General features: G+C 72.1%; 14 protein-coding genes. 9 read left to right on the top strand and 5 right to left on the bottom strand.

From position 1 onward, the window contains the following. Together VFO68_RS21215 and VFO68_RS21220 are read left to right on the top strand one after the other, a co-directional pair. Positions 1 to 627: 3-hydroxybutyrate oligomer hydrolase family protein (locus tag VFO68_RS21215; protein WP_325160092.1), on the top strand; the 627-nt coding region annotated here is incomplete at its 5' end. An 18-nt stretch (positions 628 to 645) separates the two neighbouring features. Beyond that, a complete protein-coding gene (locus VFO68_RS21220) occupies positions 646 to 1,212 on the top strand; it encodes an N-acetyltransferase (RefSeq protein WP_325160093.1) in 567 nt (188 codons plus the stop codon). Here the strand turns inward: VFO68_RS21220 and VFO68_RS21225 are convergent. The 4 genes from VFO68_RS21225 to VFO68_RS21240 form a co-directional block, all read right to left on the bottom strand. After that, positions 1,137 to 2,408, bottom strand: a complete 1,272-nt coding sequence (locus tag VFO68_RS21225) for a GGDEF domain-containing protein (RefSeq protein ID WP_325160094.1) — start codon at positions 2,406 to 2,408, stop codon at positions 1,137 to 1,139. The genes VFO68_RS21220 and VFO68_RS21225 overlap by 76 nt on opposite strands. Before the next feature lie 104 nt (positions 2,409 to 2,512). Beyond that, on the bottom strand, positions 2,513 to 4,279 hold the full coding sequence (locus VFO68_RS21230) for a helix-turn-helix domain-containing protein (RefSeq protein WP_325160104.1): 1,767 nt from the start codon (positions 4,277 to 4,279) through the stop codon (positions 2,513 to 2,515). A gap of 30 nt (positions 4,280 to 4,309) precedes the next feature. Beyond that, complete coding sequence (locus tag VFO68_RS21235) at positions 4,310 to 5,683, bottom strand: MFS transporter (protein ID WP_325160095.1); 1,374 nt, start codon at positions 5,681 to 5,683, stop codon at positions 4,310 to 4,312. A gap of 38 nt (positions 5,684 to 5,721) precedes the next feature. Beyond that, a complete protein-coding gene (locus tag VFO68_RS21240; RefSeq protein WP_325160096.1) occupies positions 5,722 to 6,471 on the bottom strand; it encodes a 3-hydroxybutyrate dehydrogenase in 750 nt (249 codons plus the stop codon). Positions 6,472 to 6,594: 123 nt separating this feature from the next. Here VFO68_RS21240 and VFO68_RS21245 point away from each other — a divergent pair, with 123 nt between their 5' ends. Next, positions 6,595 to 6,930: a zf-TFIIB domain-containing protein gene (locus VFO68_RS21245; protein ID WP_325160097.1), complete on the top strand. Its 336-nt coding sequence runs from the start codon at positions 6,595 to 6,597 to the stop codon at positions 6,928 to 6,930. Positions 6,931 to 6,935: 5 nt separating this feature from the next. Continuing rightward, positions 6,936 to 7,547: an AAA family ATPase gene (locus VFO68_RS21250; RefSeq protein ID WP_325160098.1), complete on the top strand. Its 612-nt coding sequence runs from the start codon at positions 6,936 to 6,938 to the stop codon at positions 7,545 to 7,547. Here the strand turns inward: VFO68_RS21250 and tgmC are convergent. Continuing rightward, positions 7,531 to 8,706, bottom strand: a complete 1,176-nt coding sequence (gene tgmC, locus VFO68_RS21255; protein WP_325160099.1) for an ATP-grasp peptide maturase system methyltransferase — start codon at positions 8,704 to 8,706, stop codon at positions 7,531 to 7,533. The genes VFO68_RS21250 and tgmC overlap by 17 nt on opposite strands. Before the next feature lie 111 nt (positions 8,707 to 8,817). Between tgmC and VFO68_RS21260 the strand changes: the two genes are divergently transcribed. The 5 genes from VFO68_RS21260 to VFO68_RS21280 all read left to right on the top strand — a co-directional run bounded on the left by VFO68_RS21260 (position 8,818) and on the right by VFO68_RS21280 (position 11,468). Then, positions 8,818 to 9,258: a helix-turn-helix domain-containing protein gene (locus VFO68_RS21260; protein WP_325160100.1), complete on the top strand. Its 441-nt coding sequence runs from the start codon at positions 8,818 to 8,820 to the stop codon at positions 9,256 to 9,258. A gap of 9 nt (positions 9,259 to 9,267) precedes the next feature. Continuing rightward, complete coding sequence (locus tag VFO68_RS21265) at positions 9,268 to 9,945, top strand: hypothetical protein (protein WP_325160101.1); 678 nt, start codon at positions 9,268 to 9,270, stop codon at positions 9,943 to 9,945. A 77-nt stretch (positions 9,946 to 10,022) separates the two neighbouring features. Continuing rightward, complete coding sequence (locus VFO68_RS21270; RefSeq protein ID WP_325160102.1) at positions 10,023 to 10,319, top strand: DUF2516 family protein; 297 nt, start codon at positions 10,023 to 10,025, stop codon at positions 10,317 to 10,319. Next, the gene (locus tag VFO68_RS21275) at positions 10,313 to 10,861 is read left to right on the top strand and encodes a YbaK/EbsC family protein (RefSeq protein ID WP_325160103.1); all 549 of its coding nucleotides are present in this window, start codon (positions 10,313 to 10,315) and stop codon (positions 10,859 to 10,861) included. Before VFO68_RS21270 ends, VFO68_RS21275 begins: the two co-directional genes overlap by 7 nt. A 28-nt stretch (positions 10,862 to 10,889) precedes the next feature. Further along, positions 10,890 to 11,468: a nitroreductase family protein gene (locus VFO68_RS21280; protein WP_325160105.1), complete on the top strand. Its 579-nt coding sequence runs from the start codon at positions 10,890 to 10,892 to the stop codon at positions 11,466 to 11,468. The last annotated feature ends 140 nt before the right edge of the window (positions 11,469 to 11,608 follow it).

Consider the following 11,608-nt stretch of genomic DNA (forward strand, 5'->3'; position numbering starts at 1 on the left):
TTGGAGCACAACCCGTGGCTGTTCGACGGCGGGGTGGAATGGGAGGGCACGCTGTGGACCGCGGCCGGGCCGAACCTGTTCACGTTCCTGCCGCCTGCGCTGCGCGGTTATCCGGCCGGGGACGCCCGGCAGGTGCTCGACGCCGGGTTCGCGCCGGGTTCGGAGTTCCTGTGGGACTACCACTACCGGGTCTACTGGGACCTCACCCAGCGGATCTACCGGCAGGAGTTCGACCCGTCCTACGCCGGCGCCGAGGCCGACTACGACTACGCCGCCCGGCCGGAGTCGGTGCACCGGGCGGTGCGGCGGGTCTCGCTCACCGGGCGGATCACCCGGCCGCTGATCACGTTGCACGGCACCCTGGACGCGCTGCTGCCGATCTCCCAGGACTCCGACGAGTACGCCCGGATGGTCGACCGGGCCGGCCGGGACCGGCTGTTCCGCTACTACCGCATCGAGGCCGGCAACCACGTCGACGGTCTGGTCGACGTCTACCCGGACCGGCTGCGTCCGATGGCCCCGTGCTTCCTGGCCGCGTTCGACGCCCTGGCCGGCTGGCTGCATGGCCGGTCGCCGGCGCCGTCGGCGACGGTCGGGCGGGATATGGCGTGCGCGTTCGGCCGGTAGCCCCTACGTTCTGCGCACATGACCGTCACGATCCGCGCCCAGCGCGCCGGTGAGCTCGACGTGGTCCGCGACGTGGCCGTCCGGGCCTTCCGGGACGAGGTGATCGGCGACCTGGTGGTGGCCCTGCAACAGGCTCCGGCCGGCGCCGCCGGCCGGTTCTACGTCGCGGAGTCCGATGATGGCCGCATCGTCGGCAGCACCATGCTCACCCGCTCGTGGGTGGACGCGCCCGCCCGGCTGCTCGAGGTTCTGGTGCTCAGCCCGCTCGCGGTGCTGCCCGACCACCAGGGCCAGGGCATCGGCGGCCGGCTGGTCACCCATGCCCTGCGGGAAGCCGAGGCCGCCGCCCCGCTCGTGTTCCTGGAGGGCGACCCCGCCTACTACGCCCGGTTCGGCTTCCGCGCGGCCGGGCCGCTCGGCTTCACCAAACCCTCGGTGCGCATCCCCGACGTCGCCTTCCAGGTGGTGACCCTGCCCGGCCACGAGCCCTGGATGACCGGCGCCCTCGTCTACGCCGAACAGTTCTGGTCGTTCGACTGCGTCGGCCTGCGCTCACCCGACCCGTCGGCGAACCCGGCGACCTGATTGCGGCCGTTGGCCTTGGCCCGGTACATGGCGGCGTCGGCGGCCTGGACGACTCGCTCGACCGTGGTGCCGGCGCCGGGGTACCTGGCCCCGCCGATGGAGGCGGACAGCCCGCCGATCCGCTGGTCCCGGAAGGTGACCTCGAGACCGGCGATGCGCGCGCGGATGCGTTCGGCGACCGCGCGGGCCTCCTGCTCGGTCAGGTCCGGCAGCAGCACCACGAACTCCTCACCGCCGAACCGGCCGACCGCGTCGGCCCGGCGGACGGTGGCGGTGATCGTGTCGGCGACCGCCCGCAGGACGGCGTCCCCGGCCAGGTGGCCGTGGGTGTCGTTGACCCGCTTGAAGTGGTCCAGGTCGACCATCAGCACGGTGACCGGGCCGGCGCCGGCCAACTGCTGGCGGGCCACCCGTTGCCAGCCGGCCGCGTTCCACACGCCGGTCTTGGCGTCCTGCCGGGCGTCGGACTCGAGTTGGCCGATGAGGGCGGCGCGGTGCAGGACGAACAGCGGCGCGATGGCGAGCACCGCCAGCGCGGGCTGCGTGACCAGGACGATCGCGGTCATGGCGCCCAGGCACAGCGTCGCGAACTCGAGCAGGTGGTCCGCCCAGCCGAACAGCACGCTGCGCAGCGGGCGGAGGTTCCGGTCGAGCGTGGGAATGATCAGGATCAGGTTGAGCAGAAAATACCCGGCGATACCGACGATGATCGGGGCGACGCCGGTTCCCACTGCCATCGCGGCGCGCTGGATCGCGTAACAGGTCAGCACCAGCGCGGCGGCGCCGAAAACGGTGCGGAACACGTGCACCCGTTTGAGCCGGTACCAGCTCCGCAGGTGCAGGTGCGTGTACAGCACCACGATCGCGACGGTGACCAGCGACATCGGTAGCAGCAGGGCGGCCGGCAGGAGCCATACCGAGGTCATGTTGATATAGCCGGTTTCCGTGGTGCGCCTGCGGGCCCGCTCGACCTGGCGGCCCAGTTCGGCCTGGGTCACGCCCATGGCGACGAGCAGCGCGAGAACGGCCAGATCCCGCGCGGACACGGCAACCCCGACCGTGGTCGCGACCGTGACCCCCACCGCGGCCAGCGACACCAGCAGGTGGTAGCCGACCTGCCGCGGTCGCTGCCGCCACAGCGGCCAGCGGTGAACCCGCAGAAGCCTGCCGGCCGGCAGGTCGTTGGCTGCACTCATGAGCGGTGTGCCCCTCAGCTCCGCGCATTCGGCCACCCTCGGGGAAAGGGCAATCCACGGCAGTATGACCGGAACTTTCCGGGCGTGTTCCGGATTTCGGCAATTCAGGTGAGGCCGTGCAGCCGGAGGGCGAGCTGGATCTCCAGGGCGCGGTCGGGATGCTGCCAGTCCTCGCCGAGCAGGGCGGAGATCCGGTCCAGGCGTTGCACGACGGTGTTGACGTGCACGTGCAGGATCTCCTTGGCGCGGGTGAGGTTGGCGCCGCAGTCGAAGTAGGTGCGCATGGTGTGGATGAGGTCGGTGCCGCGCCGGGAGTCGTAGTCCAGAACCGGGCCGAGAGTTTCGCGCACGTAGCCGGCCAGGTCGGTGCGGTCGCCGAGAAGTTGGCCCAGGAAACCGAGATCGGCCAGGGCGGCGCCCTGTCCGGTGCGGCCGAGGGCGGTCAGGGTGCGCACGCACCGGGCGGCCTCGGCGTGCGCGGCGGCCAGCGCCTCGGGACCGGCGGCCGGGCCGCTCGCTCCTACCGTGACCGGAAGGTCCACAGTGGACGTCAGTTCGGTGGCGAGCTTGGCCGCCAACTGCCCGGGGGACGGGTCGGCCACCAGGAGGACCACCTGCTCGGCATGCACCCCGACCAGAGCGGCGTACCGGCTGCAGGCCATGGCCAGCCGGCGCCGGGCGACCCCGTCGGCCGCGGCGATCAGCACCGCGTGCGGCGCGGTGAGGTCGATGCCGAGCCGGCGGGCCCGGGCCACCAGCGCACCGGGGTTGCGGCCGGGCGCGGTCAGCAGGTCGGCCAGCAACTCGCCGCGCACCTCCTCCTCGGCCTGGGTGACCGAGCGGCGCAGCAGGAACAGCAGCGCGGTGACCACGCTGGCCCGTTCGAACAGCCGCCGGTCCGCGTCGCCCAGGTCGGTGCGCCCGGTGAGCACCAGGCTGCCCAGCAGTTCCGGACCGGCCAGCACGGCACACACCCAGATGTCCGAAGTGGACACCGCCCGGCCGCTGGCCCGGGCCGCGGCGATGGCGGCCACCGGCGGCGGGACCGGCGCGGTGTCCGTCCTGGCCAGTTCGGTGTCCTCGGCGTCGAACACCACGATCCCGCCGCGCAGCACGCCGGCCACCGCGGCCGCCACGTCCGGGATGTCGCCGCCGCGCAGCACCAGGTCGGCCAGCCGGTCGTGCGCGTCGGCCGCCCGGCGCAGCGCCTGGTTGTGCGCGCTCACCTCGTCCAGCAGCCGGGCGTTGTCCAGGGCCACCGCGGCGTGGTTGGCCAGCGACGACAGCAGCGCGATCTCCTCGGCGGCCCACTCCCTCGGCGCCCGGTCGGCCGCGTACAGCACGCCGATGACCTTGTCCCCCAACGAGAGCGGCACGCCAAGGATCGCCACCAGGCCTTCCTCGCGGACCGCGCCGTCGATCGGCACGGTGTGCCGGAACCGGTCGTCGGCGGCGTAGCCGGAGGTGGCGTACGGCCGGGCGGTCTGCGCCACCAGCCCGCCGAGGCCCTCGCCCATGCCCAGCCGGACCTGCTGGAACAGCGCGGATGCCGAGCCGTCCGTGACCCGCATGTAGGTCTTGCCGCCCTGCTCGTCGTTGAGCGTCAGGTAGGACACGTCCGTGCCGAGCAGCGTGCGGGCCCGGTGCACGATCGAGCGCAGCACCGCGTCCGGGTCCCGCAGCCGGGCCAGATCGCTTGCCGTGTCGAACAACGCGGTCAGCTCGGCCTCGCGGCGGCGGTGCGCGGCGAGGGTGTTGTCGATGCGCAGCGCCAACTCGGTGGCGCGCGCCAGCCGCTCGCCGCTCGCGTCCTTGGCGAGCAGGTCGAGCAGCTGGCGCACCGCGTCGGAACCCGTGCCCACGTGGGTCATGTCGGCCACGTGGTCATGTCGTCCATCCGGTCATGTTGTCACCGTGTCCGCCTTCGCGCCGATCCGATCATCGGCCGGCACCTGGTCCGGCGTGGCGTCGTCCAGCGCGGTGCCCCTGGTCTCCCGGGCGGCCAGCACCGCGATCACGGTGAGCAGGCACATGCCGAGCATGTACAGCGAGATCGGAACCGTGCTGTCGTAGGCGGCGAGCAGCGCCACCGCGATGATCGGGGCGAGCGCGCCCGCGGCGATCGAGGCGAGCTGGTAGCCGATGGAAGCGCCGGAGTAGCGCACCCGGGTGCCGAACAGCTCGGAGAAGAACGCCGCCTGCGGGCCGTACATCGCGCCGTGCAGCACCAGCCCGACGGACACCGCGAGGGCCATCACCCAGAACGACTTCGTGTCCAGCAACAGGAAGAAGACGAACGCCCACACGCCCATGCCGATCGCCCCGAACAGGTACACCGGTTTGCGCCCGACCCGGTCGGACAGCGCGCCCCACAACGGGATCGTCACCAGGTGCACCGCGGACCCGATCAGCACCGCGTTCAGCCCGGCCGAGCGGGCCATGCCCAGCACGGTGGTGATGTACACGAGGATGAACGCGGTGATCACGTAGTAGGACATGTTCTCGGCCATCCGGGCGCCCATCGCGATCAGCAGCGAACGCCAGCCGCGGCGGACCACCTCGACGATCGGCGGGTGCTCCTTCGCCGTCGCGCGCTCGGCCCGGCGCGCGGCGGCCAGGAACACCGGCGACTCGGTCACGCTGAGCCGGATCCACAACCCGACCACCACCAGCACGGCCGAGAGCAGGAACGGGATCCGCCAGCCCCAGGACAGGAACGCGGCGTCGGACTGCACCGCGGCGAGGATCGCCAGCACCGCCGTGGCGAGCAGGTTTCCGCACGGCACCCCGGCCTGCGGCCAGGACGCCCAGAACCCCCGCCTGCGCGGGTCGCCGTGCTCGGAGACGATCAGCACCGCGCCGCCCCACTCGCCGCCGAGCGCGAAACCCTGCACCAGCCGCAGCAGCGTCAGCAGCAGCGGGGCCGCGACGCCGATCGCCGCGTAGGTCGGCAGCAGGCCGATCGCGAACGTGGCGATCCCCATCAGCACCAGGCTGACCACGAGCAACCGCTTGCGCCCCAACCGGTCCCCGAAGTGCCCGAACACCAGGCCGCCGATCGGCCGGGCGCCGAACCCGATGGCGTAGGTGAGAAACGCCAGCAGGGTGCCGGTGAGCGGGTCCGCGGTGGGGAAGAACAGCTTGTTGAACACCAGTGCCGCGGCCGAGTTGTACAGGAAGAAGTCGTACCACTCGATCGTGGTGCCGATCATGCTCGCGCTGACCACCCGGGCGAGACTCTGCCGGTCGGTGGTGGGGTTGGAGGACAAGGACATCACCGCACTTCGTTGGGGGGAAAGGTTGTCGGGAAAAGTCAGTTCGCGGTCCAGCCGCCGTCGATCGGCAGCGCCGCGCCGGTCAGCGCGGCCGCGTGGTCGCCGCACAGCCACAGCACCAGCGCGGCCACCTGCTCCGGCTCGATCAGCCGCTTGATCGCCGAGCGGTCCAGCAGGATCCGCTCGAGCACCTCGTCCTCGGCGATGCCGTGCAGCGCCGCCTGGGCCGCGATCTGGTTGGTGACCAGCGGGGTCCGGACGTAGCCGGGGTCGACGCAGTTGCTGGTCACGCCGTGCGCGGCCCCCTCGATCGCGGCGACCTTGGACAGGCCTTCCAGGGCGTGCTTGGCGGCCACGTAGGCGACCTTGTTGGCGCTGGCCCGCACGCCGTGCGCGCTGGAGATGTTCACGATCCGGCCCCAGCCGCGTGCGTACATGTGCGGCAGGCAGCGCCGGATCAGCAGGAACGGGGCGGTCACCATCAACCGCTGAAGCTCGGCGAACTTCTCCGGCGGGAACTCGTGCAGCGGCGCCACGTGCTGGGCCCCGGCGTTGTTGACCAGGATGTCGACGGCTTCGGGCAGCGTGTCGATGGTGCGGGGGTCGGCCAGGTCCACCACGTGCGCCCAGCCGCCGACCTCGGCGGTGGTCCGCTCGGCCGCGGCGCCGTCCCGGTCCACCACGTGCACCTTCGCGCCCGCGGCGGCCAGGGCCAGCACGCAGGCCCGGCCGATGCCCCCGGCGCCGCCGGTGACCAGCGCGATCCGGCCGTCCAGGTCGTTCGTCATGCCCTGTGACGTTAGGTTTCCGGTGCCGCCGCGACGATGTGGCCGCTCGCCACAACCTGGCGACCGGGCATGTCGGCGCCCGACATCCACGCGCGAACGGGCCGGCCTGCGTAGGGTGGTGATGTGATTTGTCCGAAGTGTCAGAACGTGATGCACACCGTCGACCGGATGGGAATCCACATCGACCAGTGCGACGGCTGCCGGGGGATCTTCCTGGACCGCGGTGAGCTTGAACAGATCGTCGGGGCCGAGCAGCGGCACTACCAGCCGGCCGCGCCGCCGCCCTACCGGTCCGACTCGCCTGCGCCCTACCGCGGCGGTCACGGCGGCTACCAGAACGCGGGCTATCGCGACTCGCCGCACGGCTACGGCCATGGCGGGTACAAGGACTCGCCGCACGGCTACGGGCACGGTGGCCGGCGCAAGAAGCGCAGCTTCCTCGAGGAGCTGTTCGACTGAACCTGATGATCTGTGCCGGCTGCGGCGAGTGGGCCGATCAGCCGGCGGTCGACGACGGCCCGGTGCTGGTCTGCGGGGCGTGCGGCCACCGGGAGCCGTTCCGGCGGCTGCCGCTGTTCGTGCTCACCGGGCCGAGCGGCACCGGCAAGTCGACGGTGTGCCGGCTGCTGGTCGAGCGCCTGGCCGACCGGGTCGTGGTGCTGGAGCAGGACCTGCTCTGGGTGGACGCGCTGCGTGACCCGCACGACGACTTCGGGGCGTTCCGCCGGACCTGGCTACGGATGATCGCGATGCTCAACCAGAACGGCCGCCCGGTGCTGCTGTGCGGCACCGTCGTGCCGCCCGAGCTCGAGCTCCGCCCGGAGCGGGTGCTCATCGGCGACACCCACTACCTGGCCCTGACCTGTGCCGACGGGCCGCTCGCGGAGCGCCTGCGGCGCCGGCCCGCCTGGCGCGAGTGGGACGAGCCGCGGATCGCCGAGATGATCGAGTTCAACCACTGGGTCCGGGCCAACGCCGCCACCACGGCCCCGCCCATGACCCTGCTCGACACCACCGCCCGCACCGTCGCCGAGACCGTCTCCGAGGTCACCACCTGGGTCACCGCCCGGCTGTGAGCGACCAGCGGTAGGGGCTGTCGGGGGTGTCCAGCCAGAGGTCCTGGGTGTCCGGGTCGACGGTGATGCCGAACCGGGAGCGGCGCGGGCGGCCGAGTTCACACCATTGGGCGTAGGCCTTCTCGGCTTCGTCCCAGAGGCGGCGCGGACCGCCCTGGGTGACCTGGTAGCCGTCGTCGGACCGGCGGTGGCGGACCCAGGAGCCGTCGGAGTGGACCAGCAGGACGGTGGGGCCGGTACTGGCGGGCAGGACGCCGGGCAGGTGCAGGCCGGCGAAGAACTCGAACGGGCTGGACGGGTTGGTCACCATGGACGCGGCCAGTTCGGTGCCCCGGGTGGCGCCGGGCGCGTCGGCCAGCCGGGCGAGGCGGTCGGAGTCGACGTGCCGGCGGTGCGCGCGCAGCGGCATGAACCGCCCGTCGTCGGCGAGCACCCGGCCCTGGCCGCCGCCGGCGCCGACGGTGATGCGCACCAGGCCGGCGCCGAGCGGGCGGTTCAGGGTGGTCACCACCACGCCCCCCGGCCGGGTCTGGGCCAGCCAGGGCCACGGCACGGTGGACACCGCGCAGGTGCACACCACCCGGTCGTACGGCGCGTCCGGCGGGTAGCCGGCGGCGCCGTCGGTGGCCACGCACGTCGGGTGGTAGCCGAGGGCGGCCAGCCGCCGCCGGGCGACCTCGACCAGCCGGCCGTCGATGTCCACGGTGACCAGCCGGCCGGCGCGGAGGCGATGGCAGAGCAGGGCCGCGTTGTAGCCGGTGCCGGTGCCGATCTCGAGCACCCGGTGGTCGTCGGCGACGTCCAGCGCCTCGAGCATCACCGCCATGATCGCCGGCATGCTGGACGAACTGGTCGGCATGCCGCGGATCTCGCCCCGGGCCCGGGCCAGCTCCCAACGCCGTGGGTCGTCGTCGAGCTGGGTGACCAGCACCCGGTTGGCGTAGACCTGCGCGAGCCAGTCATCGTCGCTAGAGTCGATCGCGGCCCAGCCGGTCGGGCTCACCGGCCGGAAGAACCGGGGCAGGAACTCGTGCCGCGGGACTTCGGTGAACGCGGCCCGCCACCGGTGATCGGCCAGCAACCGGTCGCGTTCCAGGGCGCGCACCAACCGCCCGCGGTGCCGGCGCGCGGCGCCCTCGACGTCGCCCTTGGTCGCCATCCCTACCACGGTAGTCGCCCTGTGACCGAGCACACCGGCAAAGTGCGAACTGGGTGCTTGCTAGAGCTAGCACCCGCGCGTAATGTCGAGATCGCGGAAGGGAGGCTCCCGGTGAACGAGTCGGTCGAGAAGGTCGCTGACAAGGTCTCCGATCTCGGCCGCGACATCGGCGAGTACATCCGGACGCAGCGCAACAACGCCAAGATCTCGTTGCGGCAGCTGGCGAAGCGGACCGGAGTGTCCAACCCGTACCTGAGCCAGATCGAGCGCGGGCTGCGCAAGCCGAGCGCGGAGATCCTGCAGCAGATCGCCAAGGGGCTGCGGATCTCGGCCGAGGCGCTGTACGTGCAGGCCGGGATCCTCGATCTGCCGGCGGGCGGCCCGGTGGTCGACGCGATCCGGGCGGACGCCGAGCTCACCGAGCGGCAGAAGCAGGTGCTGCTGGACGTCTACGAGTCCTTCCGCAGCGAGAACAAGGCAGTACGGTCCACAGTGGAGGGGTCTGATGTGGACGGCGAAACAGTAGTGAACGGGCCCCACACCGAGGAGTGAGCGAGAGAGATGACCATGCCGAAGGCGAAGGACGTGCGTAAGGCGCGCAAGCAGGCCGTGCAGGCGCTCGGCGCCGCCGCCGACCAGGTTCGCACCCCGCTGCTGGCCGCCATCGGCGCCGGCGACCTGGCCACCCAGGCAGTCGTCGACGCGGTCAACCGGACCCGCACCAAGGTCCGCGCCGGGACCGACGCGGCCAAGGGCGCCGTCGACGGGCTGCCCAGCGACCTGACCACGCTGCGCGAGAAGCTGGACCCGGCCGAGCTGCGCAAGCTGGTCGACGAGTACACCGAGGCGGCGACCAAGCTCTACCAGAAGCTGGCCGGCACCGGCGAGGACACCGTGGCCAAGCTGCGCTCCCAGCCGCAGGTCAAGAAGGCCCTCACCCAACTGGAGGAGGCCATCGCCACGCTGCAGGAGCGGGTCGGCGACGCCGCCGGTGACGCCCGCGAGCTGGCCGACGAGCTGCTCGCCCGGGTGAGCAAGCGCACCCGGTCGGTGGGCGAGAAGACCGCCCGCACGGTCAAGAAGGCGGCCGCCGAGGTCGCCGAGGACGTGCAGGAGGCCGGTGACGAGCTGGCCCACGAGGTCCGCAGCACCACCCGCAAGGCGGCCAACCGGACCGCACCCCGGCGCAGCACCGCGGCGAGCAAGACCGCCGCGAGCAAGACGACGCCGAGCAAGTAAGCACCTCGTTAATGCCCCATACGCGCCGGTCCACGTCGCGTATGGGGCATTTTTGCGGCGTCCCGTAGTCTTGGCATGTGCCGGAAGCCGCGCTATGGATCCTGTGGATCATCAAATGGGCCGCCGTACCAGTCGGTGTGTTCGCCTTCGTGCACGCGCTGATCCAGCGGCCGGACGCCTTCACCGCCGCCGACCGGATGACCAAACCGGCCTGGCTCGCCATCAACGCGGGTGCCGCAGTGGCCCTGCTGCTGTTCGACTTCGCGGGTTTCACGTGGATGTTCTGGATGGCCGGGCTGGTCGCCGCCCTGGTCTACATCGTCGACGTGCGGCCCAAGCTCAATGAGGCCCAGCGCGGCGGGAACAAGTGGTAACCGCGTGGACGATCGCGGGTTCGCTGCACGTCGAGGGCGCCGTCCGGCGACCCGACCTGCTCGGCGAGCCGGTCGCGAGCGCACTGGCCACGCTGCCGGATGCCGAGGCGATCGGCGTCGCGGCCATCGATCCCGACCTCGCTGACACCGCCGCGTTCTGCCAGGCCTACGGCACGCCGCTGGATGCCTCGGCGAACTGCGTGGTCGTGTCCGGCAAGCGGTCCGGTGTGGAGCGGTTCGCCGCCTGCCTGGTGCTGGCCACCACCCGGGCCGACGTGAACGGGGTGGTCCGCCGCCGGCTGGACGTCCGCAAGGCCTCGTTCGCGCCGATGGACACCGCGGTCGAGCTGACCGGCATGGCCTACGGCGGCATCACGCCGATCGGGCTGCCGGAGGGCTGGCCGCTGCTGGTCGACTCGGCGGTCGCCGAACTGCCCGAGCTGATCATCGGCAGCGGGATCCGGGGCAGCAAGCTGCTGGTGCCCGGCCCGGTGCTGGCCGCGCTGCCGGGCGCGGAGGTGGTCGAGGCCCTCGCCCGCTAGCTTTGGCCGGGTGGAGTTCCAAGACGTGGTGCGGCACCGCCGCATGATTCGAACCTATGACAGCAACCGTCCGGTGCCACCGGAGATCGTGGACCGGATGCTCTCCAACGCGGTGCGGGCGCCGTCGGCCGGCTTCTCCCAGGGCTGGGGCTTTCTCGCGCTGGAAGATCCGGCGGACCTCGCCCGGTTCCGCGACGTGTGCCGCCCGGAGGGTGGGGCGCAGGACTACCTCGCGATCACCTTCGAGGCGCCGCTGCTGATCGTGGTGCACTCCAACAAGGACGTCTACCTCGACCGCTACGCCAAGCCGGACAAGGGCGTCGCCGACCGGTCCGAGGACTGGTGGCCGGCGCCCTACTGGGACATCGACGCCGGCATGGCCGCGCTGCTGATCCTGCAGACCGCCACCGACGCCGGCCTCGGCGCCTGCTTCTTCGGCCTGCCCAAGGCGCGCATCCCCCACTACCGCTCCGCGTTCGGCGTGCCCGAGCAGTTCCACCCGATCGGCGCGATCTCGGCCGGCTACTCCGACGAGCCGGTCCGCGACCTGCGCGCCCGCCGCAAGAAGGCCGACGACGTGATCCACCGCGGCCGCTGGGGCGGCTAGCTCGGGTCGGGTTCCGGGTTCTTGCCCGGCCGGGCCAGGAAGCCGAAGTCGCAGCCCTGGTCGGCCTGGGTGATGTGCTCGTAGTACAGGGCGCCGTAGCCGCGTTCGAAGACCGGCTCGGGCGGGGTCCAGGCGGCCCG

This window comes from Actinophytocola sp. (genome assembly GCF_035712165.1).
Taxonomy (GTDB): domain Bacteria; phylum Actinomycetota; class Actinomycetes; order Mycobacteriales; family Pseudonocardiaceae; genus DASYTH01.